Consider the following 24,395-nt stretch of genomic DNA (forward strand, 5'->3'; position numbering starts at 1 on the left):
TTCATCCCCCCATCGTCAGGAGTGCGCGTGGTTGATGGTTCACAGCTTTATGCAACTGGGCCGACTTACCGGCCTGGTAGCCAGCTGTTGACGCTCCCTCATCACGAGCTTTGACCTTGCGGCGTTTGAGATCCGCCTTTTCCAGATCCGGATGATGCTTGGCCATGTAGGCCTCGATTGCCTCTGCGACGTTGTCCTCTATACCGGCAAATTCATCGACCTTGTGATACACGGCATCAATCCAGCCATTGGCAAAGTGATCCCCCCGTGCCACCTTCGTGGAGCGCTTGCACCGTTTCTGTGGCGGCAGGGCCAGAAAATCTCGCCGAGCCTTTTGCAGTTGCCGCTCCAACACCTCGTAGGCATACCCGGTAAGTTCTGGCGCCGCAGCGCAGCCAACGAATATGAACCCGCCGCCGCTGTGCCAGCTGTGTGTGATGATCATGCGAGTGCCAAAAGCGTGGGCACAAACGTGTGCAAGCCGAACCCGCCAGGTCGGCGGCTGCCCTTCAGAACCTGCAGCGATCTTGACTTCACCAGCCATGCTGGCCAGCACATCGCCCATCTCCAGGTTGTACAGCTCCATCAGCTTATGGGCCTGACGCAGAGCGATCTCTGCTTCATGTGGGTTGCTGGTTTTGGACTTGGCCATCTCCAGACACTTTTTGATCTTGTCGAGGGTGCGGTTCTCTTCCATCTCACACCCCCGCAATATCGAGGCTAATGGCGCGGTACTGGTCCGAGTCTCCGATCCGCTCATACACACGGATATAGGACTTGGAGCCGACCACCTGGCACGCTTCGCCGATGGCCTGCATAGCCCGCTGCCAGCGCTCGTCCTTGATATCTAGGCGGCGCAACGCAAGAACCCGAGCGGTACGGATCTCACCCTGAGAGTCAGTGCGGAATGCGTCATTGGCTAGGGTGGCTACCTCTGGCCGAGCCCCTTGGGTCCAGTCGCGCAGGCATTCGTCAATCAAAGCGCGTGCTGCCTGCAGACGTTCATCGAAAGCAATCGACTCCTGCACTGAACGCTGGATTTTGAAGCGGCCATCGAAGCTATAAAGAGTGACATTGCCTTTCTTGCCACCGAGTTTGATGTCGTACTGTTCCGCGCTCAGTTCGATAAAGGCCTCAATGTCACCAAACGCGACTGCCTTGAAGTCGACCAGTTCGGAGTTGAGTTCACTGGCGCGATCCACCAGATGACGCACCAGACGATCCCGCTCGACATCGATGGGCTTGATCAAGCTTTCCGGCACCATGCGGCCTTGTGCGTCTTGCCAGAAACCTGCAGGTACTAAAGGTTGTGGGGCGTCATTCATTATCTTCGTCCTTGCTGTTGGTGGCGCCGTTGAGGCTGGCTTTTTGAAGCACTTCGATGATGTCCCGAATGCCGACTGCATGACTTTCGGGTTTGTTTTGCGTTGCAGCGGTCAACCTGGTGATCGCATTGGCCACACCTTTCGGTGTGTAAATCTGTTCACCAAGCGACTCAACGAGATCAAGTGCGAATTGCCGACCTTGCACACGCATGTACTGGTTGATCGGTGCAGTCATTGGTCCTGCTCCTTCACCAGGGAAAACCATGAAACGTTGATGCCACGGATCTGCACGGAGTGACGGGTCTGGTGATTCCGAGTCTTGCTGCTTTGGCTGCGAATCTCGTGAGCAAACCGGCGTGCGATCACATCGACATCGTCTATCGAGATAACGATGCGTTTTTCGAGGAGGTTCAGCTCCTGGACGGAAACGCCCGCAGCGTGGATATCACGGGTCAGTTCGTTGAACGTCGACAGCAACGGCTGAAACTCTGGCGCCAAGAGGCTCAGCGGTGGCTTTGGTTGCGGTGGCACAAGGGAAAGATTAGGCATGTCACACCCCCTTCACGATGTCGGCGTTGACCACGGGCACACCCAGCTCAGCGGCAAGGTTCATCGCAGCAATCACCAGGTTGCCGATGGCAAGCGGATACAGAAGCGAGATCGATTCATCGCGTCCCCCACGTCGGCCTGTCTGAGACAGTCGAGCGACGACAGCTTGAATACCGCTATCGTCGATAACTTCGCGCAGGTCTTTGCCTGCACGTTCAAAGCGGAACCGCAAAAACTCATCGAGACGCCCACCTTCGATTGGGGGCAGTGTCACGCGTTCGCAGCGCTGCACGACTTCACGCACATCAGCGTTGCGTTCACTCAGTTTTACGCCCAGCTCAGGCTGGCCGATCATGATGATGCTGACCAGTTTGGTGAATCCAATCTCCAGTTCTAGAATGCGTTTGAGGTGCTTGAGGGTAGGGATCGGCAGGCTATGCGCCTCTTCGATGATCAGGCAGTGACGGAAGCCAGCGGCATGTGACTCCTTGAGAACACGGTGCAGTTGAGCAAAGCGCGCCTCTGGGCTGCTCTTGGCTTTTTCCAGCGGCGCGACAGCGGCCATCATCGACTCGGCGATGTGGGTGCTTTTCAGCGACTTGCCCTTGGTGTCGTTGTCTTCGGACGCCAGCACATAGGGTTCGATGATGAGGACCGGGTCATTGTTCTCCAGCAGGCGGTTGACCAAGTCACGGCGTAGCGTACTTTTTCCCGCTCCCGATTCGCCCTCGATAGCCAAGAAGCCACCGTGGCGTGCGACCTGGTACATAGCCTCTCGAACATAGCGAATATCAGGACTGACCCACATGTCCTTGCCGCTTTGCAGCTCGTCAAAAGGGTCGCGAAACAGGCCGAACACCTTTCGGGTAGCTGCCTTCAATGTTTGTTTTGGTAGTAGCATGGGTTCGTCCTCCCCGGACGGCTCTTCATTTAGGGCCGGATCTGTCGTGTTGGCGCACGGCAGGTCCACTTTTTCAAATGCATTGGCGATGTCGGCATCATTGGCCCCTGACTCGACCAGGAACGCTCGGATGCGTCCCTGCAAGTCCGTACTGTCCAAGCTGCGTGGCCATTGACCATGGTTAATCAGTTGGGCGACTGTGGCCGCACTCAGCTTCAGTGATTCAGCCAAGGCCGATTGAGGTCGGCCAACTCCCTGCAATACCTGCTTTAACTTCAACATCACTCACCTCCAGCTGCGGACCGCACCAAGCTGAGCGGCTGGCGCATCACCTCTGTAGGTCGGTTCAGCTCAGCCTCAATGGCGTCGAGCTGCTCATGGGGAACACCGTCAGGAAACCGCTGCTGCAACCAGGCGAAGGTTTCGCCCGACCAAACAGAGCCCAACCGGGCGCGAAGTAGCTTCGCCGCCTCCACATGCGTGAGTGAAGTTTGCTCAATCGTGGGTACGTTCACGTCCAGCGAAGTGCCACGGCGTGGCATGTAGGCCGGCAGCAATGTGTCGGTGACGTGTTTGTGAGGATCAATCAGGCCACCGAACGGCACAGCCTTGGCCTTGCGAGCGGCCTCGGCGTCAGCTTGATTGGTGGTGCCGGTAGCCAGCTGTTCCAGCACCTTCCGCGATGCCTGGGCCGGGGTTTCGGCATGGCTCTTGTATTGCTCACCAATCGTTGCCGAGGTCTCGGCAAAGCCAAACTCGTCCATCTCGATCCGCTCGATGACGTGATAGTTTTCCCGGCCGTCTTCCCCGACCAGTACTGCGATGGCCGCATCCTTATCGCGCCAGCAATTGCGGGTGATCAACAGCTTTTCACCAACCATTACACCCGGTACCGAGCTGACATCGAACTGAGCGCCACGGAACGAAACACGCAACAAGTTGCTGACCTTGCGGTACTCCGGTGTGCTGACCGCCAGCTCCCGGCAGACCTCAATGCTGGGAGCCAAGCGCAGCTGTTCCTGCTTGATCAACTGCCACACGCCATACCGGGTGCGTCGTGTACGGGTGTGAATCGAGGTGGCGTTGTAGTAACGCATCCACTGGCCGGCCCAGGTGTTGATCTGCTCCAGGGTTTTCGCTGCTTGAAACTTCAACGCACTCTCAAACTCACGCTCAACGATGTTGTGCGCCTGTTCGACCTGGCCTTTTGCACGTGCATTACCGACCTGGTTGATGATCAAGTCGATTGACATGGCACGGCACAGATTGCGAAAAATGCCACTGGTCATGGCCGCACCTGGGTCGGTCATTAGCATCCAGGGCACGCCATGAAACGGATCTGACTCGTGGCGTTTTTGCATCGCATTGATCAATACGTTGCACAGGTTCTCGGCAGACTCAGCACCCAGCACGTACTCCAGGTACAAAGTACCGCTGGTGTGATCGGTGACCACGTAGCGCCACAACCGCTGGCGCTCGATCTTCTTCAGGTTGCCGGGCTTGCCGTCATAGAATTCGGCCTTGTTCATTACCCGCGCTCCGTCATCAGCGAGGTAGAACTGCGTCGAGATCGATGCGTCCACCTGCCAAACATGGTTGGGGTGATTGCTGGCCAACGACACGGCTGGTGCGTCATGTAACAACTGGTCAGGGTGCAACTTGTAACTCTGCAGGGCGCGGCTGATTGCGCCGCTGGTTAATGGACGCAGTAGGCCGGTCCCTTCATCCACCCGACCGGCCACAATCAGACCGTTGCTGCGCAGCCGCTCGACGGCTCGCTCTATGGTGGATAGCTGTTTGTTGTTGGCGCGGATTGACTCCAGCAATACGGCTGATATCAAGCGAGCCTCTTCCAACGGCAAGGCGCTGTTGCCCGCATCACTGCGACGTTTACGCGGCTTGACCACTCGGACCTCCTTCAGCTTGCGCTGAAGTGTTTGGATGGAAACACCCAGTTCAACTGCGCCCGCCTGGTAGACGGCAGTGCGCTGGCCATGCGGAGCGTTGTCTGCCCGTTGGGCGATCTGGGCCAGTTGTTGGGTCTGAACCGGGTTCATGGTTTAAGCCTCGGCCGCGTTCAACCACACAGGATCGCCATCCAACTGCTCTGGCAGATGGAACTCGCTGCGAACCGATGCAAGGGTGATTTCAAGTTGGCGAATCAAAGCGGCTTTGAAGGAACGATGGTCTTCGCCGCTTTCAGTGGCGTGTGCTTCCAGCTTGGTAAAGCCCTCGCGCAGTGAGCCGAGGATGCTGGCTTCCGCCTCGTAGGCGACGGCTGCCACTTCCTGGCGCAGTTCTTTCGCGGCTTCATTCGCTGGCATCGATTGAATGCGCTTGCGGGTTTTCTCCAGTTCTTGCTTGGTGGTATCCAGCTCTTTGGTTTTCTTCGCCATGACTTCGCTTTGCGCTTCATAGTCGGCGTTGGATTCGTCAAGCCGCTGGGTCAGCTCTTCTTTTTCCTTGGCGTGTTTGGCGATGATTTCTTCCGCAAGATCAATGAACGCATCTTTGTCACCAGCTTTTGCCACCTCAATGAGCGCAGCTTGCTGATCTTCTGGAAGGCGCCGGTATTGACGCATCTCGCGGTAGCCGATGCCCATTCTGGACATGGATTCGAGTGCTTCCTCTCCGAAGGTGCGAAGGTTTGATATGTCCTGATCTGCCTTCTCTCGGGACATCCCCAACAGCCCGCAGAACTCTTCCCAAGTACCTTGAAACTGGTAACCGTTACCACTTTGCTTGCCAGCCAATGCCCTGTAGAGCTTGTTTTCTTTCACATAGGCCAATTTTGAACTGGTAACCGTTACCGAAAATTTGGCAAAGGCATCCGACATTTGCGCCTGGCCAAGGAGCTGATTGACGAGATCTCGGTCTTCGCCATGAGCAGATTGGATCGTTGCCATCAAGTTCTGATCAGCAGTCAGCGCAGCACCATCCAGTGCGGGCAGATCAATTGCCTCAGCGACTTCCTGTAGTTTGCGTCCCATTTTCATCCCCTTATTTCATTGAGCCAGCAGCGATACGTTGATTGATTTCCTGCATCCGGTCGGTCAACCGGGCCATGTGTTCGGCATGGGCTTGTGCGATTTGCAACATGCCTACGGAATGAGCGAACCGGCCGTTGTCCAGCTTCACCGCTAGCCCTTCCTCAATCAGGGTTTGCATGGCGCGGGTGATGTTGCTGGGGCTGTCGTGAGCCAATTGAGCCAGTTCGGTATTGCTGAGACCGGTGACGGTGTGGCCCTTCAGAGCCTTGAGGACACGCAACACCCGTGCAGCTGCAGAGACGGTGCGGCTCATGGTTGCCCCTCCAGTTCGAGTTGTGGCTGCTGGGTTTGGCTGACATTGCCCCGGTGCCAGGCAAGCCCCTCCATCGCCGCCTGAATGGCAGCAAGGGTTTCCTCGGCTTCGCAGTTGTTGGCATAGAAGGCCAACAGCTTTCCGGTCGCAGTGGTCAGCATTTCCTGTAGGGCTTGAGTGTCCTGTGCTGTGCACTTGCGGCCAGTTGGTATGGCAATGGTCAGTCGCCCCGAGCTGGCGGCGATCCAGCGAGTGACATAATCGCAACCACAAGCCCGCTCATAAGGAAGGATCAAATTGGCCGGCATGCGTCCGGTCTGCAGCCACTTGTAAACCGACCAGTGATCGGTCACCCCCATCTCATCGGCGATACGCTCCACGCCTTTGTTGTGAGCTTCCTTTGCATAGTCCTTACACAACTCCATTGCATGGCGCAGTGAGGTCGGTTGGGCGTTCTTCCAGCGGCGGCGGTTCATTGGAAAGTCCCCAATAGAGCGTCTTCCAAACAAACCGAACGTTTGCACCTAGGCAAAAGGATTACTCCAGGCGCAATGTTTTCGGGTACATTCGCTAACAGGAACATGGCTATGACCGACCGTATTGATAGGCTTGAAGCGCAACTGAATGCCCTGGCGCAGGGTTGGTTGCGTCTTGCCGCTGCTCTTGAAGTAGGAGGAGTCGTTGCTCCTGGACAAATTGACCAGTCGCTGCGGTCTGCTCGCTGGCCTGGACAGCTGTTTGAGTCTGAGTCAGTGACGACAGCTGAATGGTTGTGCGATCAGTTAGCTCAGGCGCGAGACGTTCGCCAATCGCGGGAGCTGCATGATTGAAGCCGAAGCAGTCAGTGCGTAGCTGTGAGGTTTTCATCATGCTGCCAACGCTGCGGAAGGCTTGAGACCAAGCTTCACCGCAATATCATGGGCTTTGCCGTAATGGGCTTTGGCCTGGCCATTGAGGACGCGGTACACCTCGTTACGGGTGTAGTCGTTTTCGATAGCCCATTGAGTGATCGTTTTGCCGGCACGACGAAAGTTTTCTTTCACCTGGTCGGCAGTTAGGGCTTTGGCATGGGTGGCCATGGTGGTGGCTCCTGTGATGCAAAGATAATAGGTTTGTGTGGCAATCATGATGGTATCTAAAAGAATACCTGTCAAGTGGTGAGATATGCTTTTGAATATCGGAGAGCGCCTTAGAGAGGAGCGCGAACGGCTGGGTTACAGCCAATCTGCAATTGGGGCTGTCGGAGGGGTTAGGAAGCTTGCTCAATTGAAGTACGAACAAGGCGAAAGGTACCCCGGTGCGGACTACCTTGCTGCGCTCGCAAAGATCGGTGCAGATACGCTTTACATCGTTACCGGGGAGCGGTATGCAGGCTCGCTCACGGCGGATGAAATAGAGCTACTTGAGAAGTTCAGGTCCGCACCTCTAGCGGTGAAAGCGGCTGCTATCGCCGCTGTCACTGCCGGCTCTGTACCAGTCAAACAAACGTTCCACGGGAACGTGGGTCAGTCTGTTGCTGGCAATGTCACCAACAAGGCAGGCGTTACTTTCAATTTTGGTGATGTGAAATCCAAGGAGTAACCCATGAGCCAGGATTTTCATGGTGATGTTGGCCAAGCGGCTGGGGGCGATATTAATAACTACGGCGTCAACATCCATCTCGTCGACAAGACAGAGACTCGTGGCCTTGTTTCTGCACAGCGCAAAGAGCTCCATCAGCTGCGCGCCAAGTGCGAGGAGCTAGGTGATGATCCCCGCGATGTCTGGCGTACAGTCCATGCGCAACTGGCAGTGACCTCCATATCTGAAATCACAGCAGAGCAGTTCATTGATGCACGCAATGTGATGCAAATAAGGCTGGAGCGTTTGCAGGAAGAGGCTGATAAGCGTCGGCTGGTCGGAAAAGTTCTGCGTGCAGTGGCTGAAAAAGATGCGAAGGACGAGATGAACAATTTCTGTGAGTTGAGCTTCGGCCGGACTCAGCTCAATAATCTTCAGAAATCGCAGCTTCAACAAACATTAGAATTTGTTCAACACTTTCAACCGATGAGACAACCATACGCGCCTCAAATCATACCCAGAGAAATCTCGATCAGAGAGTTTTTGGTAACGCATAAACAGATCGCTACCGTTTTGTTTTGTTTTGGCGTACTGGTTGGGGGGATTTGGTTTTGAGGAAGCTTTCGAGTCTGGTCGAAAGTTAATAAGTTATTCGTACAGGGAGCGTGGCTGATGAAACAAATTTTAAGCGTGCTGGTTTTGGCGATGGCTGTAACTGCTCATGCGGAGCCTTTCAAGGGCGCGGGCCCAGAATCGTTTGAGCAAGCGACCAAGCAAATGAATGCCCTAAGTAAAGCCATGACTGATGGTGCTGCCATATTAAAGAGTGGTGATCTTGCTGCCGTTGGCGCTCATAGCAAGTACATTTCCTCGTTGGTGGATTCAGGTAAAAGTCAGTTCGGCAACACTATCTTTGAACCGCTAGGAAGCTGCTTCGCGGCGGGCAACTCCTCCCGCACCTGGTGGAGTGCGCAACTGGCTGCCGCTCACAACGGAGGTGTTGAAAAAGTCCCTGGTTCAATTAAAGGGGCTTTTGATGAATATCAGGAAAAGCGAGATGACTGCCTTCGCTCCGCCAATCCTGTGACTTCAGCGAAGGCGGATGCAGAAAGCGATGCAGATCTAAAGGGGAAAACTGGTGCTGGTCGGGAGTGCCTCACGGTGTTTACTGTTGATCCTGAGACCAGGGAAGTAGTCGAAAAGCCCAAACCGTCGCATTGCAAGGGTTGATGGAATTACTGAGAATAAAAGGAGCTTTGCAGAAAAATGTTCGATGACCTGATGACAGACAAATGCTACGTAATTGACGAGAGTGGCAAGCGAACAGGCCCCTTCAAAACACTGTTCACTAGGCAAAACCAGATCCGTACATTTGATCAGAACCTGGATACTAAAGAAGGTGACACGCTTGTTCAGCCCCTGCCAAATGGTAAGGAGGTATTTTTCACGATCACAGAAGTCAACTATGTGTCTGGCATGGATGAGGGAAGTTGGGTGGTTTCCTATCAGAGAGGTAGCGCTAAACCCAAGGAGCCACAGATCTCGAATCCTACCTATAACTTTCATGGTGCCAACAATGTTCAGATCGGCGATAACAACATCCAAAATATCCGCAGCGCAGTAGAAACGCTGGTGCATGGCATTAACAATGCACAGGCTACGCCTCAAGAAAAAGAGATGGCCAAAGGGTTGTTGCGTACGTTTCTTGAAAACCCTACAACGTCTGCAGTACTGGGTGCTGCAACTTCCGGCTTAGTTGCACTGCTAGGCTAACAACCTCTTTAAACTCGATTAAAAGCTCTCCTGTACCACGCCGCCCATCATGGCGGCGTGTGTATTTCTGGCGTCCGAAACTGGCGGCGCCATTACAGGAGGCGTCCCATGCGACCCGAATCCCCTCGCGGTATCCGCAACTTCAACCCCGGCAATATCCGCCACGCTAAAGGTGTGCGCTGGCAAGGTATGGCCGTCGCTCAGTCCGACACCAACTTCGTCCAGTACACAGCCACGCGCTGGGGTATCCGGGCCATTGCTCGCGTATTGATCACTTACCAGGATAAACGTCTGGCTGCCGATGGCAGCCGCATCGACAGCGTGAGAGAGATCATCGAGCGCTGGGCGCCGGCCTCCGAAAACAACACCGAGGCCTATGCGCTCACCGTGGCCCGTGCCCTTGGTATCGATCCTGATTACGAAGGTCTGGACGTCTATAACTTCGACACCATGCGAGCCCTGGTGCGAGCGATCATTCGCCATGAAAACGGACCCGGCCCGTTACCAGGTGGTCAGTGGTATGGCGACGCGATCATTGCTGACGGTCTGGCGCTGGCAGGTATCGAACGCGGCATCGTGCACGGTCAGGTGGCAGCATGAGACTGATCTGTGATTGGCGTTGCTGCTACAAACTCTACAGCGTCCAACTTGGCGTGTTGATCGCCTTGTTTGGCTTCGCTCAACTGGAGCTGCTGCCGTTGTGGCAGGCACAGCTTTCCCCAAGAGCCTACGCCGCGTTCAATAGTGGTCTGGGCTTGCTGCTCTTTTTCGTTCGCCTGATCAAACAAGGCCCTGATCAGGAGGTTCAGTCATGAGATTGAATCTGTTTGGTCGAACCTTCGCCGCGCTGATGGCGGGGTTGATTGGGGCCTGGCGCTGGACCATTCCCACCGCAGCGGCTGGCAGCTGGATCAAGCCCACGATCATTCATCCTTCCCGTCACGGCAAGACCGGTATCGCAGCGGCAAAACGTCGTGCGCGTAAATCCCGCAACCGTATGAGGCATCACCATGGTCGTGCTTGATCGGTTGCCGTCAGGGTTGGCGGTCGCCGCGCTGGCCTGCGTGCTCAGTGCCACGGCGGCCGGCTCAATCGCCTATGGCGTCGGCTTTCGGTATGCCCAGGCCTTGGGCAAGTCCGAGCTGGAAACCCTCAAAACCAACCATGCGGAACAGGCGCTCGCCGCCGATTCCGCCAATCGCGTGCAACTCCTGCAGCAAATCACCCGTGCCACCGAAGCCGAGGCCCTGCTGTTCGACGCCTTCGACCGTTTTACCGAAGAAAAACGCCAGCTCCAGGAGCGCATCCCCCATGTCACGACCCAATACATTGCAGCGCCTGGCGCTGTTGCTAAGCCTATCCCTCGTTGCGTGTTCACTGCTGGCTGGTTGCGCGACTACAACACCGCCCTCGGTGTGCCCACCTCAGGACAAGGCACCGCTGCCACGTCTTCTGAAAAAGCGGCCTGGCCCGCCACCGGCACTGACACCGAGCTACTGGAAAGCGGCGTCACTCCGGCCGACATCCTTGCCCACGCCCAGGACTACGGCGTGTGGGCCCGATCCAACCTGGTCCAACTCAATGCCCTGCTTGATCTCCAAGAAAAGGACTGACGCCCTATGGATGTAGCTGAACACGCTACAGAAGAAGACGACATCGAAGAGGCCGTATTGCGAGTCCGACATAGCGGATTGCAGCGGCGCTCGGGCCGTTCGGCCTATCGCTGCGAGGAATGCGGTGACGCCATTCCCGAAGACCGTCGCCAGGCGGAGCCTGGTACCGAACATTGTTTTGATTGCATAGACGCCTTGGAACACTTGGCCACGCGGGGTTTTGAATGAACTTGAACGAACTCAACTTCGGTTTCCAAACCGTGCAGTGGTTGATCCTCACGGTACTTGGTTTCTACACATGGCTGACCAAACGTCAGGCCGCCAGCGCTCAGGAGCTGCTGGAGCTGCGCACACGCATCGTTGCCCTGGAAGAACACGTCCGACACCTTCCAGACCAGACGGCCGTTACCGATCTGCTGGGCGACATGAAAGCCGTACGCGCCGAACTGTCGGGGGTCAAGGAAGCGCTCGGCCCTTTAGCTCGTTCGCTGGACCGGATCAATGATTACTTATTGCGAGAAAAAGCATGACTCAATACGCCGATTTTATCCGCCAAGACGTTCGCCTGGTGATCCTGCGCCTACTGGTCGAGATGACGGCTTATCGCGCCAACAGTTCTGTGCTGACCATGGCGCTTGATAGCTATGGCCACACCCTCAGCCGTGACCAGGTGAAAACCGAGCTGCATTGGCTGGCTGAGCAAGGCGCTCTGACTGTTGCCGATGTCGGCCCGGTGCTGGTGGCCACACTCACTGAGCGTGGCCAAGACATTGCTGCGGGGCGCGCTCGCGTTCCTGGTATCAAACGGCCGGGGGCATAACCATGGCGGGCAAGTCATCCATCAACCGTCTGCCGCCGATGGTCAAGGCGTACATCCAGAAGCTGCTGCGTGAAGATCGCATGACGCTGGATGACATGCTCTCTGACATCCAGGCGCGCTTCCCCAATGAGAAAGCCCCCAGTCGTAGCGCGCTGGGTCGCTTCAAGATGGGGTTTGACCTGCTGACCGAAAAGGCCCGCCAGCATCGTGAGCAGGCGGAAGCGTTTGTTGGTGCGTTCGGTGAGGACTCCACCGACAAAACCGGCGCCTTGCTGGTCGAGGCAATATCGACCCTGGCTTACCAGGCCGCTATGGGGGCGCATGAAAAAGATGAGGTGACCACCAAGGAAGTTGCCGAGTTGGCGCGAGCGGCCAAGAACACCATGCAGGCTCGCACGTTGAGCATGAAGGAGCGTCAAGCTGCAGAACAGGCCGGACGTGATCGCCTGCTCCAGGAGCAAGCAACTGAGCTGGATAGCGCCGTTAAGGCCAAGGGCATGACCGAAGACCAGGCCATGTTCTGGCGCCAGAAATTCCTGGGCGTGAAGCAATGAAACCCTCAGCCAGCACGCTACGTGTCATTGAATGGGATGAACTACCACCGAGCGTTCGGGAAATCCCCGAAGGATACAACCCGCTTATCGAAGGGATCTTAATGGCCCACCAGTCTGAATGGCTGGGCATCGATGCGCAGATCAAGCTTTGTGAAAAAGGCCGACGTACCGGCATCACCTTCGCCGAGGCATTGGATTCGGTCATCACCGCTGCTTCGCAAAAATCTGCGGGCGGCATGGATTGTTTCTACATCGGCGACACCAAGGAAAAGGGCCTGGAGTTCATCGGCTACTGCGCCAAGTTCAGCCGGGTGATGGCCGAGGCTCAGGCGTCGGGCGTCAGCGAGATCGAGGAGTTTCTGTTCGACGACCAGGACGAAGCGGGCAACACCCGGCAGATCAATGCCTACCGTATCCGCTACGCGTCGGGCTTCAAGATCGTCGCCTTGTCCAGCAACCCGGCTGGCGTGCGTGGTTTGCAGGGTAAGGTCATCATCGACGAAGCCGCGTTTCACCGTGACGTGTCTGCCGTGCTGGATGCCGCCACGGCGCTGCTGATTTGGGGCGGCCGGATCGTCATCATCAGTACCCACAACGGCAAGGGCAATCCGTTCAACCAAATGGTCAACGATATCCGGGAAGAACGCTACGGCGACAGCGCCGAAGTCTACCGGGCCACCTTTGACGATGCCGTTGCCAATGGTTTGTATGAGCGGGTGTGCTTCATGGCCGGCAAGGTGGCCACTGCGGAAGAAAAGGAAGCCTGGTACAAGAAGATCCGCAACGCTTACGGCCCACGGAAGGCGCAGATGCGCGAAGAGCTGGACGCCGTTCCCCGCGATGGCAACGGCGTATGCATTCCTGGTGTGTGGATCGAGGACGCCATGCGCGCAGGTCGGACGGTGTTACGTCTCGCGCTGGACGATGATTTTACGCTGCAGTCGCTTGCCCGCCGTGAAGCGTACGTCGATGACTGGATTGAACGCTATCTCGCGCCACTGGTGCAGGCGCTGACGCCCGAACTTCGGCATTACCTGGGCATGGACTATGCGCGTCATCGGGACTTTTCGGTCATCTGCCCGATGTCCGTCGACCAGTCTCGGCACCGCGACGTGCCCTTCGTGGTGGAAATGCACAAGGTGCCATACCGTCAACAGAAGCAGATCGTGCTTTACATCCTGCGCCGACTGCCGCGCTTTGTCGGTGCGGCTTTCGACGCCACGGGTAGCGGTGAAACCCTCGCCGAGGAAATAGCGGATGAACTTGGCCATGACCGCATTCAACAAGTGAAACTCAGTCGTGCTTGGTACGGCGCCTGGATGCCGAGGTTCATCCAGCTCTTTGAGGACGGCACGATCACCATCCCTCAGGATGATTCGCTGCAGCAAGACGTTCGCTCGATTGAGATGGTCGAGGGCATTCCTCAGATTGTTAAAGCCCGCTCGCAAGACCTCAAAGACCCGGATCTCTACCGTCACGGTGACTTCGCAGGCGCTGGTTCATTGGCCAACTTCGCAACACTGGAGAGCGATGCAGGACCGGTCTCCGTTAAATCCCGTCGTCCACGTCAGGGCGCCCGTATGACTCAGGGGTACGCATGAAAAGTAAAGGTGTGTGGGTTACCCCCACCGAGTTCGTCAACTTCGCCGAGCCGAAGCGTGACAAGGGGTTGACCGACCATATCGCCAGCCGAGCCCGTAGCTTTGACGCTCAGGCGCTCGGCATGTACCTGCCGAACCCCGACCCAATCCTCAAAGCCCAAGGCAAAGACATCACGGTCTATCGCGACCTTCGCAGCTCGGCCCTTGTCGGCGGCAACATCCGCCGCCGCAAGTCGTCGGTGCTCGCCCTGGAGCGAGATCTGAAGCGTGGCGATGCGCCCGTTCGGGTCGAGCGCTTCATTCGTGATTGGCTGACCGACCTTGATCTTGATCGAATCATCCGCGAGATGCTGGATGCACCGTTGTTCGGGTTTCAACCCATTGAACTGATGTGGCGTCCTGTGGGGCTCAACCTTGTTCCTGAGGATCTGCTGGGCAAGCCCGCTGAGTGGTTCCTGTATGACCAGGACAACAACCTGCGTTTCCGTGCACGCGATGCAGGCTTGACCGGTGAGCTGTGCAATCCGCAACGCTTTGTCGTGGCCCGCCAGGATGCGACCTACAACAACCCGTATGGCTTCGCTGATCTGTCCATGTGCTTCTGGCCAGTGATCTTCATGAAAGGCGGGCTGAAATTCTGGGTCCAGTTCACTGAGAAGTACGGCTCGCCTTGGGTGATTGGCAAGCATCCGCGTGGCGCCACCTCAGGTGAAACTGATCTGCTGCTCGACAGCCTGGAGGCAATGGTCCAGGACGCGGTTGCCGCGATCCCGAATGACTCTAGCGTTGAGATTGTCGAAGCCGCAGGCAAGGCTGGCAGCGCCGAGGTCTATCGTGAGCTGCTGGTTTATTGCCGCAGTGAGATCAACGTTGGACTGCTGGGGCAGAACCAAACCACCGAGGCGAGCAGCAACAAGGCCAGCGCGACGGCAGGTTTGGAAGTTGTCCGCGAGATCCGTGATGGTGACAAGGGCATTGTCGCCGCGACCATGAACGCGATCATTCGACGAATCGTCGATCTGAACTTTGGCGAAAACGTCGCGGCACCGATGTACGAATTGTGGGAACAGGAAGAGATCGACAAAACCCAGGCCGACCGCGATAAATCGCTGAGCGAGTCGGGGGTGAAATTCACACCGCAGTATTGGAAGCGCACCTACAACCTGCAGGACGGTGACCTGGACGAAACAGCAGCACCAGCTGAGTCATCGGAGTTTGCCGAGTCCACGTTGAAACCCATCCTCGACCAGGTGGCGCTCGACCAGGTCATCAACAATCTACCTGCCGATCTGCTCCAGAATCAGAGCGAACAGATCATTGCTCCGGTGATCGAGGCGTTGTTGCGAGCGCGCTCTGATACCGAAGCCCTCGGCCTTCTGGCCGAAGCGTTCCCGCAGATGGATGACCAGGCACTTCAGGAAAACCTCACACGGCTGCTATTCGTGGCGGACATCTGGGGCCGCTTGAATGCCAGTGCGGATCGGGTGGACTGATGGCAACCACCACGAAAGCCCCGAATCCGGCCGACCTCAAGGCCATCTTCGGCCTTGAGCCGGAAAACGCCTTGGCCTACCTGAAGTCCAAAGGCTACGCGATCACCTGGAACTGGCAGGAAATGCTCGACCAGGCGCACGACCAATCCTTCACCGTGGCCAAGGCCATGCGCCTTGATCTGCTGTCGGACATTCGCGGCGCCCTGGAAACCGCATTGCAAGATGGCCAGACCCTCAAACAATTCATCGCCGCGTTGCAGCCCACTCTGGAATCGCAGGGCTGGTGGGGCCAGCAGGTCATTGTCGACAGTGAAGGTGTCGGTGAGCTGGTCCAGTTGGGCAGCCCGCGCCGTCTCAGGACGATCTATCAAACCAACCTGCAGAGCGCCTACATGGCCGGCCGCAAGGCCAGCATGGAAGAAACCACCGACACCCATCCGTACTGGATGTACATCGCCATCCTGGACGGCAAGACCCGGCCGAGTCACCGGGCGCTGCACGGTCAAGTGTTCCGTCATGATGACCCGATCTGGGCGGCGATCTTCCCGCCCAATGGTTTCAACTGTCGTTGCCGTGTTGTCGCCTTGAGCGAAGCCGCAGTGAAACGCCGAGGTTTGAAGGTCGTGTCGAGCGAAGGCCATATGTTCACCGAAACAGTGGAGACCGGCACCGACAAACGTACGGGCGAGATCAGAACCGCTCCTGTCACCGGCATCCGTACAACTGACGCCGCAGGCAAAGCCATCACATTCCGCACCGATCCTGGCTTCAACCACGCACCAGGTACTGGTCTCGCCGATATGCTCAAGCGCAAACAGGCAGCCGCTTAGGAGGTTTCAAATGTTCACCGTCGAACTGGACCACCAACGTTTACAGACCGTCCTGCGTAAGGTTGAGTGGGCCGTGGGTGATCTCGCGCCACTGATGCGCGGCATCGCTGCTGAGCTGGGCAGCCAGACCGAGGAAAACTTCGAAGAGGAAGGTCGCCCGGATTGGGCCGACCTCTCCGATGTCACCACCACGCGCCGCGAAAAAAACGGCAACTGGCCAGGCCAGATGCTTCAGGTCAGTGCGGCAGGGTTGGCCGCTTCGGTCACTACTCGTGCGACTGACAGCTCAGCACTGGTCGGTAGTAACAAACCCTATGCGGCAATGATGCAGTTCGGTGGTGACAAGTCGGACTTCCCCCATCTGTGGGGCGACATTCCAGGTCGCCCATACTTGCCGATGAACGCCGAGGGTGAGCTGCAGCCCGAGACAGAGGACGCCATCCTGGAACTCGCCATGAGTCACCTGGAAAAAGCCGCTCGCCTGTAAGCCCTTCAGAAGCGCCTGAGCGCGTATGTGGCTGCGGTTCATCGAACCTCACAGGTCAAGATCGTTGTAAAAGCTTTATAAAGCCTTGCCGCCTCACTCCAACCACACTGCGCGGGTGCCAATCGCACCTCGACCGCATCAAGCCTCCCGCAGCACTCTTTAAACTCGATTAAAAGTCCTGGGCCAATCATTGGCTCAGGCTGTGCGTATCACCTTCAACCGAAGCGCACAGCCCATGAAGCCACTCCATATTTTCAAGCCAGGTACGCACGTCGCCATGAACGGCGTCAGTATCAATTTCGGCGAGTCAGATTTGGCTGCCACAGTGCTTGCCTACGATCCAGCCTTGCACGAAGCCCCTTTGGTCATTGGCCATCCCAAGCACGATGCACCGGCCGCTGGATGGGTTAAGGCGTTGTCGGCATCCGCGCTGGGGCTGATGGCCGAAACACAACAAGTCGATGTTGCGTTCGCTGAACTTGTGAGCAAGGGCAGTTACAAGAAAATCTCTGCCTCCTTCTATCACCCCGATGCCGCGAACAACCCGGTACCGGGCGTGTACTACCTGCGCCATGTCGGCTTCCTCGGTGCGCAACCGCCATCCGTGAAAGGCCTGCGCCCCATCGAGCTGGCAGAAGATGAGGAAGGCGTCATCGAGTTTGGCGACTTCGGCGACAGCATCACGGCCGGCGTCTTCCGTCGCTTACGCGAATGGCTTATTGGTCAGTTCGGCCAGGAAGCGGCTGACCAGGTAGTGCCTGGTTGGGACGTGGACAACCTGGCTGCCGAAGCCCTCCGCGACGATGTCCGACCCTCATTCACCGAACCCAACCAACCCCGCAAACCCATCATCGAGGAACACACCGTGAGCCCAACGGAACAGGCCGCCCTGACGGCGGAGAACAAGCGTCTCCAAACCGCGCTGGATGAACATTTGGCCCAGCAGCGAAAGGATCAGGCCGATCAACGTCATACCAAGAATCTTGCTTTCGCTGAAGAACTGGTCGGTGCGGGCAAGCTACTGCCCAAACACGTTGCCGCGCTGATTGCTGCACTGGACTTCGCCGAAGCCGGCGATGAACCGCTGGAGTTCGGCGAAGGCAAAGAGCGCAAGCCGGTCATCGAAGGGCTCAAGGCGATCTTCGACGACCTGCCGGCACAGATCGACTTTGCTGAGCAGGCGAGCAAAGGCCGTCAAGGCGACCTCAACGTCAGCGTCGATCTGGAGTTCGCCGAGAAGAACACCGATCCGGATCGCTTGAGCCTGCACAACCGTGCAAGTGCTTTGGCCGCTGACAAAAACATTCCCTACGAGTCGGCGGTTCGCCAGCTCATCAAGTAACAAGGAGTCATCATGGCTGACCGTTTGAGCAAACTGCGGGTCGTTGACCCGGTCCTCACCAACCTGGCGCGGGGCTATCGCAACGCCCAGTACATCGGCGAGGGCTTGTTCCCTATCGCGTTGATGGACAAGGAAGCCGGGATCATCCCGCTGTTCGGTAAAGAGGCTTTCGAGCTTTACGATACCGAGCGGGCCATTCGTGCCCAGTCCAACATCATGACCCCGGATGACCTGGATGGTCTGGATGTTGTGCTTCGTGAACATGACATCGCTTATCCCGTCGACTATCGCGAGCAGAACGAATCCATGTTCGACGCCGAATCACGGGCGTCTCGTCGCGTGGTCAATGTCATCGATCTGCGCCGTGAAGTGACCTGCGCCAAGCTTGCGCAGAACCCGAGCACTTTCGCGGCGGGCGCGAAGGTCACCCTGGCCGGCTCCAGCCAATGGAGTAATGGCGGTGGTGACCCCATCGGTGTGGTGGAAAACGGCAAGGAAGTGATCCGTAGCCGCATCGGTATTCGCCCTAACACGATGACCATGGGTGCCTCTGTGTACCAGTCGTTGAAGTTTCACCCCAAGCTTTGGGCTGCCCTGGGTGCCGATGAGCGCAAGCTTATTACCGTCGAGCACCTCAAGGCGTTGTTCGGTATCGAGAACATCCTGATCGGCGAAGCCCTCTCTGGTGCCACCAATACCTCTGACATCTGGGGCGACAACCTCACCCTGGCCTATGTGGCCAAGCCAGCGGGAGGCTCACAGACGGACTACGAAGAGCCGAGCTTCGGCTACACCCTGCGTCGTAAGGGCATGCCGGAAATCGATACGTTCGATACCGCTGGCGGCAAGGTTCGTTACGTTCGTAACACCGACATCTATAAGCCCGTGGTCGTGGGCTCGGATGCTGGTTACCTGATCTCCGACATCAACGGCTGAGGTTCCCATGGCAGCTAAGAAGACAGAGCAAGACCAGGGTGGCACTTCGGAAAAGGCCGCTGATGTGGCTCAGGGTGATGTCAACCAAACCACAGCAGCGGCTGCAGTACCTCCGCTGGCAGAGGCTGCACCTGCTGCTCCGGCAATCCCGTCACCAAGCGCACCGGCTGCTGATGCAGCTGCTGCTCCAGGTGGTGTCACGGGCACGCCGGAACTGGCTGGCTATCTGGTGACCGAGGTTTCGTCCGTGCTGCACGACGGCACCTGGTATCACCAGGGCGACGAAATTTTCTTGAGTGATAAGGAGGCGAGTCCACTGTTGTATCGCCGAATTATCGAACCGTCCTGGAGCAAAAAATGAAGACTCAACAACCTATTCTCATCACTTCGGTCGTGGCCCTGGTCGATCTGCCACGTAACCGTTTCGCCGGCTTCTCTGGCGCCTTGTGCGCTGCCGGTGCCAAGGCCCTGGGCACAGTCCAAGCCGACACCGAAGCCGACAACGTGGCTCCGATCAGTGTTCTGGGTATTTGCCTGATCACCAGCGGTGGTGCAGTGGCGGTCGGTGACCAAGTGGAGTCTGATGCCACTGGCCGAGCGGTGAAACTCGCTGCAGGCGTGCCCAACGGTTTCGCCATGGATGTTGCGACTGCCGCTGGTGATGTTATCCGCATCGTTCGAGGCATCTGAGGTCAACCATGCGCTACTGCACTCGCGCCGATATCGGCAACGCTATCCCTGTAATGACGCTGATTCAGCTCTCGAATGATGATCCAGCTGCGGAGTTACCGAATGAGAGCGTCATCGAGGACAGCGTCCGTCAGGCTGAGGAACTGGTCGATGGCTATCTTCGCGGTCGCTACGACTTGCCGCTCGATCCGGTTCCAACTGTCTTGCGCGATGCAGTGGTGTACCTGGCGCGACACTGGCTGTATCAGCGCCGCCCCGAGGGGGCATTACCTGATGCGGTTAAGGACAACCGCAAGGACACCATCAAGCTCCTGGAAAGTATCCGCGATGGCGTAGTCACCTTGGGCATGCCCAGCGGCCAAGCCACGCCAGAACCTGGTGAAATTCGTACTCGCGCACGCCGCCAGCAATTTGGTGGCGATCTATGGGAGCGCTACTGATGAGCGGAGCCCGGCCAAAAACTCAAACCGAGCAATTGCTGGAAGCGATGCGCGCTCGACTGCAGGAGTACTTCGGCAAGGAGTTGATGGTCGAGTTGTTTCCGGAGAATCCAGCGGGTTACCGACTCAACCATCCGCGTGGGGCGATCTTGCTGGCTTACGGAAAATCGACATTCGGTGGATCCGAAGCTGGTGACGCGATGTTCCAGGCACGCAACATCGTCGTCAGGTTGACCCTGGTGTTTCGCCAGCTCAATGGCAAAGACGGTGTGATCAGCTACCTCGATCAGATCCGCACATGCCTGACCGGCTGGTATGCACCTCACTGTGACCAGGCGTGCCGTCCTGTTGCCGAGCAATTCATCGGCCAGATAACTGGGCTGTGGCAATACGGCCAGGACTTCGCTCTTCGTGCCACTCAGCTGCAGATCATGGATCCCGAAGGTGGACCGCTGCTCAAACAAGCTCATTTCGAGGAAGACCAATGACACTTACCCGCTACATTTATAACGGCCCGCAAAGCGCCGCCTCCCTGCGGGTAGGCGAATCCCGCGAGTTGCTTGAAGTGCAACTGCTCTCTGGAAAACCCGTAGAGCTACCGGCCGATCACGAGTACACCCTGGTGTTGTTGGAACTCAAGCATCTGGTACTTGCACCACCTGACGCGAAACCTGCCAGCAAGTCTGCAGTTGCGCCTCAGAAATCTGGACAGGAGTAACGCCCATGCCTGCTAACTATTTGCACGGTATTGAAACGACCGAGGTTGAGCGCGGCCCTCGGGCCATCCGGGTAGTCAAATCGGCAGTGATCGCCCTGATCGGTACGGCGCCCATTGGTCCGGTCAATGAGCTGATCTTGTCCTTGAACGATAAGGATGCAGCGCAGTTCGGCTCACATCTCACCGGCTTCAGCATTCCGGAAGCGCTGGAGGGTATCTATGATTTCGGCACCGGTACGGTGCTGGTAGTCAACGTGCTCGATCCGGCCATCCACCGCACCAATGTGGCCGACCAGGTGAAACAGTTCGGGGATAACGATCTGCTGCAGCTGGGGCACGGAGCATTGCAACTGCTGCAACTGAAGTCCGCTGACGGTGTTACGTCGTTCGTACTCGACACCGATTACACGGTGACCATGCTCACCGGTCGCGTGAAGCGCCTGGCTACAGGAGCCATTCCTGCAAACGCCCAGGTAAAGGCCAGCTACACCCACGCCGACCCGAGCAAGGTAACGCCGGCCGATATCATCGGCGGTGTCACCGTCGCCGGACGTCGCACTGGCCTGAAGGCGTTTCAGGACAGCTACAACTTGCTGGGCTTTTTCCCGAAGATCTTCATTGCGCCAGGCTTCAGTACTTTGAATTCGGTGAGTGTTGATTTGATCGCGGCCGCTGGCCAGGTCGGTGCAGTGACCTACGTTGATGCTCCCATCGGTACCACGGTGCAGCAGGTGATCGCTGGGCGCGGTCCTGCAGGTGCCATCAACTTCAACACCAGCAGCGACCGTGTCCGTCTGTGTTATCCGCATGTAAAGGTGTACGACGCAGTAAGCAATGGCGAGCGTCTGCAGCCGCTCTCGATCCGAGCCGCAGGTCTGCGGGCTAAAGTCGACAACGACAAGGGCTACTGGTGGAGCAGCTCTAACCAGGAGCTGGTTGGCGTGATCGGTCTGGAGCGGCCATTGACCGCTCGCGTGGACGATGCCAGCAGCGAGGTCAATCTGCTCAATGAGAACGGCATCACCACTGTCTTCAATTCGTTCGGTACCGGACTTCGCTTATGGGGTAACCGCACTGCGGCTTGGCCCAGCGTCACGCACATGCGCAACTTCGAAAACGTGCGGCGCACCAAGGATGTGATCGACGAGTCGATCCGTTACAGCTCATTGCAGTTCGTGGACATGCCGATCACCAGTTCGCTGATTACCAGCATCACAGAAAGCGTCAACTTATTCATGCGCAAGCTGATCGGCGACGGCGCGTTGATCGGTGGCGAGTGCTGGTATGACCCTGCACGTAACCCGCAGACGGAGTTGGAACTGGGCCATGCGCTGTTCAACTACAAGCTGACTGTGCCGTTGCCATTTGAGCGCGGCACCTTTGAAACTGAAATCACCGGGGAATACCTGGTCAATTTGGGAGCCGCATAAATGGCAGGCTTTAGTGCTCACCGTATTTCCAACGCCGCTATCTATCTTGATGGCGCGAGCTTCTTCGGCCGCGCCGAAGAGATTGATCTGGGCGCGATCAAGACTGTGACCAGCGACTTTCAAGGGTTGGGCATGGTAGGCCTGATCGAGCTGCCTGACGGCATCGATAAGCTGGAAGGCAAAATCACCTGGAACAGTTTGTACTACGATGCCGCCGTCAAGCTGGTCACACCGTTCAAAAGCATCCAGTTGCAGTGCCGGTCCAACGTCCAGGTCTTTAACAACGGCGGCCTGGTCAATGAGATCGCGTTGGTCACGATGATGACTATCACCGGCAAGGAGTATCAGCTGGGCAGTCACAAACCGCGAGACCCGACCAAATACGAGACGCCTTTTTCGGCAACGTATGTTCGACAGGTGCTCGATGGGCAAGAGGTAGTTCTGCTGGATTACCTGGCCAACATCTTCAAGGTTGGCGGGCAGGATCAGTTGGCCAAGTACAGGCAGAACATCGGGCAGGCGTGAGTTAGCCAGGTAGACCTAAGTGAGTGGTAGCAAACTTGACGCCGATGGACAAGGCTTGTCCGGCCAGGTCACCGATCAAGCCTTTGGCGCCTGTCTTGGTCGCGTCCACCAACTGATCCCCAAGGCTTGATTCGGTGCTGAGGCTATCTGGGGTTGCCTTCAGCACCTCAAGACCTTTAGCGGTAAGTACACACTCGGCGTACCCAGACGCTTGAACCTTCTCCTTGAAGCGTAGGTAGCCCGATTCGGCTAGCCAGTCGATACAGGCAAAAAGGAACTCGCCTTGTTCGTTGGGGACATCGAATCCCACAAAGTCATCGAACGATAAACCATCGGGAAAGAGATCTTTCAGCAGTAGATGACGTGGTACCGGAAAACTCTCATATAAAGCACCGAGTATCTGGCCGGTGAGTTCGTCGAACCGTTTGATATTGGAGGTGGTCATGTCCTTGACTCCTGAAGTACAGCAAGTAAGCGGGAAAAGTCGCGATGAAATAATTCAAAGCATGGATATGCAGGTACGTCGAGATATCGACTTCATGCGTGCGCAACATTACTGGGGCAAGGTTCTGGATGGAACCCCGAAAGAAGTTTTGATTGAGGCACTGAGTATGGCGTTGGCGACCGGCCGCTATCAGATCACACTGAAGTGTCGCTGCCAGGGCTGCTCTCAATGTTGACGCATGACCAGGACTAGCTCCAACGGACTGGAGCCGCCAGGACGGCAACCCGAAGCCCCGCCATCGTGCGGGGCTTCTCTTTAAACTCGATTAAAAGTCAGCGCCACGACCAGGTGCAATGCTCAAGGCTCATTTAGAGCAGTCGATCAAACCGACAACCTGGAGCAACAAAGATGGCCGAAACAATCAGCTTGACCCTCAAGTTCCCTTTCAAGAGTGCCAGCGGCGAGACGATATCGAAGCTGCCTATCAAGCGCCTCAAACGCAAAGACATCAGCGCCGCGCAGGCCGTCACCAAAGACGAAGGCGCGCTCGAAGACATGCTCGTGGCCAAGATGCTGGGTATCACCTTGGAGGACCTCGGTGAATTCGATATCGCTGACTCTAAGTCAGCCACCGAGGTGTTGCGGGAAATGTCCAATGGAGGAGACCTTGCTGCAGTCCTGGGACGAGGCACTGTTGCTAGTGCTGAGGATGCAGCCGTCTGAGATTGTCCGACTGGACATGGTGGACTACTGGCGGTGGGTTGAAACCTGTAAGCGCGAGATCAATCGTCGCATCGAACTCGCCGAGCAAATGAATGGCTAATCACGACCACTAGTCCGATCACCACTCCCGCCAACATCGCGCCGCCCGCTGCAACAGGGGCGGCTGCTAGGGCCAGCAATGGCAGACCCAGACAAAACATCAGAACCGCTGCCCACACTGGCAGGCTCGTCAAGCAGAGCCAGGCAAGCCAGATCACACCGACGCCGATGGCCAGTGCATAGAGGATTTTAGCGGTGCGTAAAGCGGTCTTCTCAAACATGCTCACAGCGTAGCAAA

General features: G+C 57.0%; 40 protein-coding genes. 28 read left to right on the forward strand and 12 right to left on the reverse strand.

The window, feature by feature from the left end:
- Position 1: 1 nt before the first annotated feature.
- The 9 genes from CUN63_RS22575 to CUN63_RS22615 are packed head-to-tail and all read right to left on the reverse strand — an operon-like array spanning position 2 to position 6,554.
- Positions 2-697, reverse strand: coding sequence for a DUF2786 domain-containing protein (locus CUN63_RS22575; protein WP_129442615.1), 696 nt, complete (start codon positions 695-697; stop codon positions 2-4).
- A gap of 1 nt (position 698) precedes the next feature.
- Positions 699-1,325 carry a DUF3164 family protein gene (locus tag CUN63_RS22580; protein ID WP_129442618.1) on the reverse strand — a complete coding sequence of 209 codons (627 nt, stop codon included), beginning with the start codon at positions 1,323-1,325 and terminating at the stop codon, positions 699-701.
- Entirely contained in the window at positions 1,318-1,560 is a 243-nt protein-coding gene (locus CUN63_RS22585) for a hypothetical protein (RefSeq protein ID WP_129442620.1), read from the reverse strand. Before CUN63_RS22585 ends, CUN63_RS22580 begins: the two co-directional genes overlap by 8 nt.
- Positions 1,557-1,874, reverse strand: a complete 318-nt coding sequence (locus CUN63_RS22590; RefSeq protein ID WP_129442623.1) for a hypothetical protein — start codon at positions 1,872-1,874, stop codon at positions 1,557-1,559. The genes CUN63_RS22585 and CUN63_RS22590 overlap by 4 nt, the downstream gene beginning before the upstream one ends.
- Before the next feature lies 1 nt (position 1,875).
- Entirely contained in the window at positions 1,876-3,057 is a 1,182-nt protein-coding gene (locus CUN63_RS22595) for an ExeA family protein (protein ID WP_129442625.1), read from the reverse strand.
- The gene (locus CUN63_RS22600) at positions 3,057-4,832 is read right to left on the reverse strand and encodes a DDE-type integrase/transposase/recombinase (protein ID WP_129442628.1); all 1,776 of its coding nucleotides are present in this window, start codon (positions 4,830-4,832) and stop codon (positions 3,057-3,059) included. Before CUN63_RS22600 ends, CUN63_RS22595 begins: the two co-directional genes overlap by 1 nt.
- A 3-nt stretch (positions 4,833-4,835) precedes the next feature.
- Positions 4,836-5,765 carry a hypothetical protein gene (locus CUN63_RS22605; RefSeq protein ID WP_129442631.1) on the reverse strand — a complete coding sequence of 310 codons (930 nt, stop codon included), beginning with the start codon at positions 5,763-5,765 and terminating at the stop codon, positions 4,836-4,838.
- A gap of 10 nt (positions 5,766-5,775) precedes the next feature.
- Entirely contained in the window at positions 5,776-6,078 is a 303-nt protein-coding gene (locus CUN63_RS22610) for a helix-turn-helix domain-containing protein (protein WP_129442633.1), read from the reverse strand.
- Complete coding sequence (locus CUN63_RS22615) at positions 6,075-6,554, reverse strand: hypothetical protein (protein ID WP_129442635.1); 480 nt, start codon at positions 6,552-6,554, stop codon at positions 6,075-6,077. The genes CUN63_RS22610 and CUN63_RS22615 overlap by 4 nt, the downstream gene beginning before the upstream one ends.
- 111 nt (positions 6,555-6,665) lie before the next feature.
- On the opposite strand from CUN63_RS22615, the gene CUN63_RS22620 reads away from it, so the two are divergent.
- Entirely contained in the window at positions 6,666-6,908 is a 243-nt protein-coding gene (locus tag CUN63_RS22620; protein ID WP_129442637.1) for a hypothetical protein, read from the forward strand.
- A gap of 36 nt (positions 6,909-6,944) precedes the next feature.
- On the opposite strand, the gene CUN63_RS22625 is transcribed toward CUN63_RS22620, so the two are convergent.
- Positions 6,945-7,157, reverse strand: a complete 213-nt coding sequence (locus tag CUN63_RS22625; RefSeq protein WP_129442639.1) for a DNA-binding protein — start codon at positions 7,155-7,157, stop codon at positions 6,945-6,947.
- Between the two features lie 85 nt (positions 7,158-7,242).
- Between CUN63_RS22625 and CUN63_RS22630 the strand changes: the two genes are divergently transcribed.
- The 25 genes from CUN63_RS22630 (at position 7,243) to CUN63_RS22750 (ending at position 22,890) form a co-directional block, all read left to right on the forward strand.
- The gene (locus CUN63_RS22630; RefSeq protein WP_165353269.1) at positions 7,243-7,659 is read left to right on the forward strand and encodes an XRE family transcriptional regulator; all 417 of its coding nucleotides are present in this window, start codon (positions 7,243-7,245) and stop codon (positions 7,657-7,659) included.
- 3 nt (positions 7,660-7,662) lie between these two features.
- Entirely contained in the window at positions 7,663-8,253 is a 591-nt protein-coding gene (locus CUN63_RS22635) for a hypothetical protein (protein WP_129442642.1), read from the forward strand.
- Positions 8,254-8,310: 57 nt separating this feature from the next.
- The gene (locus CUN63_RS22640; protein WP_129442646.1) at positions 8,311-8,868 is read left to right on the forward strand and encodes a hypothetical protein; all 558 of its coding nucleotides are present in this window, start codon (positions 8,311-8,313) and stop codon (positions 8,866-8,868) included.
- A 36-nt stretch (positions 8,869-8,904) separates the two neighbouring features.
- Entirely contained in the window at positions 8,905-9,411 is a 507-nt protein-coding gene (locus CUN63_RS22645) for a hypothetical protein (RefSeq protein ID WP_129442649.1), read from the forward strand.
- Between the two features lie 108 nt (positions 9,412-9,519).
- Positions 9,520-10,011, forward strand: a complete 492-nt coding sequence (locus CUN63_RS22650; protein WP_129442652.1) for a structural protein — start codon at positions 9,520-9,522, stop codon at positions 10,009-10,011.
- Positions 10,008-10,226: a hypothetical protein gene (locus CUN63_RS22655; RefSeq protein WP_129442655.1), complete on the forward strand. Its 219-nt coding sequence runs from the start codon at positions 10,008-10,010 to the stop codon at positions 10,224-10,226. The genes CUN63_RS22650 and CUN63_RS22655 overlap by 4 nt, the downstream gene beginning before the upstream one ends.
- Positions 10,223-10,435 (forward strand): hypothetical protein, encoded by a 213-nt coding sequence (locus tag CUN63_RS22660; protein ID WP_129442658.1) that lies wholly within the window; start codon positions 10,223-10,225, stop codon positions 10,433-10,435. Before CUN63_RS22655 ends, CUN63_RS22660 begins: the two co-directional genes overlap by 4 nt.
- Positions 10,422-11,024 (forward strand): lysis protein, encoded by a 603-nt coding sequence (locus CUN63_RS22665; protein WP_129442661.1) that lies wholly within the window; start codon positions 10,422-10,424, stop codon positions 11,022-11,024. Before CUN63_RS22660 ends, CUN63_RS22665 begins: the two co-directional genes overlap by 14 nt.
- Positions 11,025-11,030: 6 nt before the next feature.
- Entirely contained in the window at positions 11,031-11,252 is a 222-nt protein-coding gene (locus tag CUN63_RS22670) for a TraR/DksA C4-type zinc finger protein (RefSeq protein WP_129442663.1), read from the forward strand.
- Positions 11,249-11,554: a DUF2730 domain-containing protein gene (locus CUN63_RS22675; RefSeq protein ID WP_129442666.1), complete on the forward strand. Its 306-nt coding sequence runs from the start codon at positions 11,249-11,251 to the stop codon at positions 11,552-11,554. Before CUN63_RS22670 ends, CUN63_RS22675 begins: the two co-directional genes overlap by 4 nt.
- Positions 11,551-11,844, forward strand: a complete 294-nt coding sequence (locus tag CUN63_RS22680) for an ArsR family transcriptional regulator (RefSeq protein ID WP_129442669.1) — start codon at positions 11,551-11,553, stop codon at positions 11,842-11,844. The genes CUN63_RS22675 and CUN63_RS22680 overlap by 4 nt, the downstream gene beginning before the upstream one ends.
- 2 nt (positions 11,845-11,846) lie before the next feature.
- Positions 11,847-12,398, forward strand: coding sequence for a phage protein Gp27 family protein (locus CUN63_RS22685; RefSeq protein WP_129442672.1), 552 nt, complete (start codon positions 11,847-11,849; stop codon positions 12,396-12,398).
- 101 nt (positions 12,399-12,499) lie between these two features.
- Entirely contained in the window at positions 12,500-13,999 is a 1,500-nt protein-coding gene (locus tag CUN63_RS22690) for a hypothetical protein (protein WP_256657570.1), read from the forward strand.
- Positions 13,996-15,492, forward strand: a complete 1,497-nt coding sequence (locus tag CUN63_RS22695; protein WP_129442678.1) for a DUF935 family protein — start codon at positions 13,996-13,998, stop codon at positions 15,490-15,492. The genes CUN63_RS22690 and CUN63_RS22695 overlap by 4 nt, the downstream gene beginning before the upstream one ends.
- Positions 15,492-16,322 carry a phage minor head protein gene (locus CUN63_RS22700; protein WP_129442680.1) on the forward strand — a complete coding sequence of 277 codons (831 nt, stop codon included), beginning with the start codon at positions 15,492-15,494 and terminating at the stop codon, positions 16,320-16,322. Before CUN63_RS22695 ends, CUN63_RS22700 begins: the two co-directional genes overlap by 1 nt.
- Positions 16,323-16,332: 10 nt before the next feature.
- A complete protein-coding gene (locus CUN63_RS22705) occupies positions 16,333-16,809 on the forward strand; it encodes a phage virion morphogenesis protein (protein ID WP_129442683.1) in 477 nt (158 codons plus the stop codon).
- Between the two features lie 235 nt (positions 16,810-17,044).
- Positions 17,045-18,151: a peptidase gene (locus CUN63_RS22710; protein WP_129442686.1), complete on the forward strand. Its 1,107-nt coding sequence runs from the start codon at positions 17,045-17,047 to the stop codon at positions 18,149-18,151.
- Between the two features lie 12 nt (positions 18,152-18,163).
- Positions 18,164-19,087: a hypothetical protein gene (locus CUN63_RS22715; RefSeq protein ID WP_129442688.1), complete on the forward strand. Its 924-nt coding sequence runs from the start codon at positions 18,164-18,166 to the stop codon at positions 19,085-19,087.
- 7 nt (positions 19,088-19,094) lie between these two features.
- Positions 19,095-19,448 (forward strand): hypothetical protein, encoded by a 354-nt coding sequence (locus CUN63_RS22720; protein ID WP_129442691.1) that lies wholly within the window; start codon positions 19,095-19,097, stop codon positions 19,446-19,448.
- Entirely contained in the window at positions 19,445-19,777 is a 333-nt protein-coding gene (locus CUN63_RS22725) for a DUF2190 family protein (RefSeq protein WP_129442693.1), read from the forward strand. The genes CUN63_RS22720 and CUN63_RS22725 overlap by 4 nt, the downstream gene beginning before the upstream one ends.
- Before the next feature lie 8 nt (positions 19,778-19,785).
- Positions 19,786-20,217, forward strand: coding sequence for a gp436 family protein (locus CUN63_RS22730; RefSeq protein WP_129442696.1), 432 nt, complete (start codon positions 19,786-19,788; stop codon positions 20,215-20,217).
- Positions 20,217-20,705: a Gp37 family protein gene (locus CUN63_RS22735; protein ID WP_129442699.1), complete on the forward strand. Its 489-nt coding sequence runs from the start codon at positions 20,217-20,219 to the stop codon at positions 20,703-20,705. Before CUN63_RS22730 ends, CUN63_RS22735 begins: the two co-directional genes overlap by 1 nt.
- On the forward strand, positions 20,702-20,935 hold the full coding sequence (locus CUN63_RS22740) for a hypothetical protein (protein ID WP_129442702.1): 234 nt from the start codon (positions 20,702-20,704) through the stop codon (positions 20,933-20,935). The genes CUN63_RS22735 and CUN63_RS22740 overlap by 4 nt, the downstream gene beginning before the upstream one ends.
- Before the next feature lie 5 nt (positions 20,936-20,940).
- Positions 20,941-22,365: a phage tail sheath subtilisin-like domain-containing protein gene (locus tag CUN63_RS22745; RefSeq protein WP_129442705.1), complete on the forward strand. Its 1,425-nt coding sequence runs from the start codon at positions 20,941-20,943 to the stop codon at positions 22,363-22,365.
- The gene (locus CUN63_RS22750) at positions 22,366-22,890 is read left to right on the forward strand and encodes a phage major tail tube protein (protein WP_129442708.1); all 525 of its coding nucleotides are present in this window, start codon (positions 22,366-22,368) and stop codon (positions 22,888-22,890) included. It begins immediately after the preceding gene.
- Between the two features lies 1 nt (position 22,891).
- On the opposite strand, the gene CUN63_RS22755 is transcribed toward CUN63_RS22750, so the two are convergent.
- The gene (locus CUN63_RS22755; RefSeq protein ID WP_129442711.1) at positions 22,892-23,335 is read right to left on the reverse strand and encodes a hypothetical protein; all 444 of its coding nucleotides are present in this window, start codon (positions 23,333-23,335) and stop codon (positions 22,892-22,894) included.
- Here CUN63_RS22755 and CUN63_RS22760 point away from each other — a divergent pair.
- Positions 23,334-23,570: a hypothetical protein gene (locus CUN63_RS22760; protein WP_129442714.1), complete on the forward strand. Its 237-nt coding sequence runs from the start codon at positions 23,334-23,336 to the stop codon at positions 23,568-23,570. The genes CUN63_RS22755 and CUN63_RS22760 overlap by 2 nt on opposite strands.
- A gap of 173 nt (positions 23,571-23,743) precedes the next feature.
- Positions 23,744-24,058 carry a phage tail assembly protein gene (locus tag CUN63_RS22765; protein WP_129442717.1) on the forward strand — a complete coding sequence of 105 codons (315 nt, stop codon included), beginning with the start codon at positions 23,744-23,746 and terminating at the stop codon, positions 24,056-24,058.
- Positions 24,059-24,117: 59 nt separating this feature from the next.
- Here the strand turns inward: CUN63_RS22765 and CUN63_RS22770 are convergent, their stop codons facing one another.
- Entirely contained in the window at positions 24,118-24,378 is a 261-nt protein-coding gene (locus CUN63_RS22770; RefSeq protein WP_129442720.1) for a hypothetical protein, read from the reverse strand.
- Between the last annotated feature and the right edge of the window lie 17 nt (positions 24,379-24,395).

The sequence above is a fragment of the Pseudomonas sp. ACM7 genome, from assembly GCF_004136015.1.
Classification (GTDB): Bacteria; Pseudomonadota; Gammaproteobacteria; order Pseudomonadales; family Pseudomonadaceae; genus Aquipseudomonas; species Aquipseudomonas frigoris.

Excerpts from the sequence above, each read along its gene's own strand:
- CUN63_RS22575 (WP_129442615.1), bottom strand. The coding sequence starts at position 697 with ATGGAAGAGAACCGCACCCTCGACAAGATCAAAAAGTGTCTGGAGATG.
- CUN63_RS22580 (WP_129442618.1), bottom strand. The coding sequence starts at position 1,325 with ATGAATGACGCCCCACAACCTTTAGTACCTGCAGGTTTCTGGCAAGAC.
- CUN63_RS22585 (WP_129442620.1), bottom strand. The coding sequence starts at position 1,560 with ATGACTGCACCGATCAACCAGTACATGCGTGTGCAAGGTCGGCAATTC.
- CUN63_RS22590 (WP_129442623.1), bottom strand. The coding sequence starts at position 1,874 with ATGCCTAATCTTTCCCTTGTGCCACCGCAACCAAAGCCACCGCTGAGC.
- CUN63_RS22595 (WP_129442625.1), bottom strand. The coding sequence starts at position 3,057 with ATGTTGAAGTTAAAGCAGGTATTGCAGGGAGTTGGCCGACCTCAATCG.
- CUN63_RS22600 (WP_129442628.1), bottom strand. The coding sequence starts at position 4,832 with ATGAACCCGGTTCAGACCCAACAACTGGCCCAGATCGCCCAACGGGCA.
- CUN63_RS22605 (WP_129442631.1), bottom strand. The coding sequence starts at position 5,765 with ATGGGACGCAAACTACAGGAAGTCGCTGAGGCAATTGATCTGCCCGCA.
- CUN63_RS22610 (WP_129442633.1), bottom strand. The coding sequence starts at position 6,078 with ATGAGCCGCACCGTCTCTGCAGCTGCACGGGTGTTGCGTGTCCTCAAG.
- CUN63_RS22615 (WP_129442635.1), bottom strand. The coding sequence starts at position 6,554 with ATGAACCGCCGCCGCTGGAAGAACGCCCAACCGACCTCACTGCGCCAT.
- CUN63_RS22620 (WP_129442637.1), top strand. The coding sequence starts at position 6,666 with ATGACCGACCGTATTGATAGGCTTGAAGCGCAACTGAATGCCCTGGCG.
- CUN63_RS22625 (WP_129442639.1), bottom strand. The coding sequence starts at position 7,157 with ATGGCCACCCATGCCAAAGCCCTAACTGCCGACCAGGTGAAAGAAAAC.
- CUN63_RS22630 (WP_165353269.1), top strand. The coding sequence starts at position 7,243 with ATGCTTTTGAATATCGGAGAGCGCCTTAGAGAGGAGCGCGAACGGCTG.
- CUN63_RS22635 (WP_129442642.1), top strand. The coding sequence starts at position 7,663 with ATGAGCCAGGATTTTCATGGTGATGTTGGCCAAGCGGCTGGGGGCGAT.
- CUN63_RS22640 (WP_129442646.1), top strand. The coding sequence starts at position 8,311 with ATGAAACAAATTTTAAGCGTGCTGGTTTTGGCGATGGCTGTAACTGCT.
- CUN63_RS22645 (WP_129442649.1), top strand. The coding sequence starts at position 8,905 with ATGTTCGATGACCTGATGACAGACAAATGCTACGTAATTGACGAGAGT.
- CUN63_RS22650 (WP_129442652.1), top strand. The coding sequence starts at position 9,520 with ATGCGACCCGAATCCCCTCGCGGTATCCGCAACTTCAACCCCGGCAAT.
- CUN63_RS22655 (WP_129442655.1), top strand. The coding sequence starts at position 10,008 with ATGAGACTGATCTGTGATTGGCGTTGCTGCTACAAACTCTACAGCGTC.
- CUN63_RS22660 (WP_129442658.1), top strand. The coding sequence starts at position 10,223 with ATGAGATTGAATCTGTTTGGTCGAACCTTCGCCGCGCTGATGGCGGGG.
- CUN63_RS22665 (WP_129442661.1), top strand. The coding sequence starts at position 10,422 with ATGGTCGTGCTTGATCGGTTGCCGTCAGGGTTGGCGGTCGCCGCGCTG.
- CUN63_RS22670 (WP_129442663.1), top strand. The coding sequence starts at position 11,031 with ATGGATGTAGCTGAACACGCTACAGAAGAAGACGACATCGAAGAGGCC.
- CUN63_RS22675 (WP_129442666.1), top strand. The coding sequence starts at position 11,249 with ATGAACTTGAACGAACTCAACTTCGGTTTCCAAACCGTGCAGTGGTTG.
- CUN63_RS22680 (WP_129442669.1), top strand. The coding sequence starts at position 11,551 with ATGACTCAATACGCCGATTTTATCCGCCAAGACGTTCGCCTGGTGATC.
- CUN63_RS22685 (WP_129442672.1), top strand. The coding sequence starts at position 11,847 with ATGGCGGGCAAGTCATCCATCAACCGTCTGCCGCCGATGGTCAAGGCG.
- CUN63_RS22690 (WP_256657570.1), top strand. The coding sequence starts at position 12,500 with ATGGCCCACCAGTCTGAATGGCTGGGCATCGATGCGCAGATCAAGCTT.
- CUN63_RS22695 (WP_129442678.1), top strand. The coding sequence starts at position 13,996 with ATGAAAAGTAAAGGTGTGTGGGTTACCCCCACCGAGTTCGTCAACTTC.
- CUN63_RS22700 (WP_129442680.1), top strand. The coding sequence starts at position 15,492 with ATGGCAACCACCACGAAAGCCCCGAATCCGGCCGACCTCAAGGCCATC.
- CUN63_RS22705 (WP_129442683.1), top strand. The coding sequence starts at position 16,333 with ATGTTCACCGTCGAACTGGACCACCAACGTTTACAGACCGTCCTGCGT.
- CUN63_RS22710 (WP_129442686.1), top strand. The coding sequence starts at position 17,045 with ATGAAGCCACTCCATATTTTCAAGCCAGGTACGCACGTCGCCATGAAC.
- CUN63_RS22715 (WP_129442688.1), top strand. The coding sequence starts at position 18,164 with ATGGCTGACCGTTTGAGCAAACTGCGGGTCGTTGACCCGGTCCTCACC.
- CUN63_RS22720 (WP_129442691.1), top strand. The coding sequence starts at position 19,095 with ATGGCAGCTAAGAAGACAGAGCAAGACCAGGGTGGCACTTCGGAAAAG.
- CUN63_RS22725 (WP_129442693.1), top strand. The coding sequence starts at position 19,445 with ATGAAGACTCAACAACCTATTCTCATCACTTCGGTCGTGGCCCTGGTC.
- CUN63_RS22730 (WP_129442696.1), top strand. The coding sequence starts at position 19,786 with ATGCGCTACTGCACTCGCGCCGATATCGGCAACGCTATCCCTGTAATG.
- CUN63_RS22735 (WP_129442699.1), top strand. The coding sequence starts at position 20,217 with ATGAGCGGAGCCCGGCCAAAAACTCAAACCGAGCAATTGCTGGAAGCG.
- CUN63_RS22740 (WP_129442702.1), top strand. The coding sequence starts at position 20,702 with ATGACACTTACCCGCTACATTTATAACGGCCCGCAAAGCGCCGCCTCC.
- CUN63_RS22745 (WP_129442705.1), top strand. The coding sequence starts at position 20,941 with ATGCCTGCTAACTATTTGCACGGTATTGAAACGACCGAGGTTGAGCGC.
- CUN63_RS22750 (WP_129442708.1), top strand. The coding sequence starts at position 22,366 with ATGGCAGGCTTTAGTGCTCACCGTATTTCCAACGCCGCTATCTATCTT.
- CUN63_RS22760 (WP_129442714.1), top strand. The coding sequence starts at position 23,334 with ATGTCCTTGACTCCTGAAGTACAGCAAGTAAGCGGGAAAAGTCGCGAT.
- CUN63_RS22755 (WP_129442711.1), bottom strand. The coding sequence starts at position 23,335 with ATGACCACCTCCAATATCAAACGGTTCGACGAACTCACCGGCCAGATA.
- CUN63_RS22765 (WP_129442717.1), top strand. The coding sequence starts at position 23,744 with ATGGCCGAAACAATCAGCTTGACCCTCAAGTTCCCTTTCAAGAGTGCC.
- CUN63_RS22770 (WP_129442720.1), bottom strand. The coding sequence starts at position 24,378 with ATGTTTGAGAAGACCGCTTTACGCACCGCTAAAATCCTCTATGCACTG.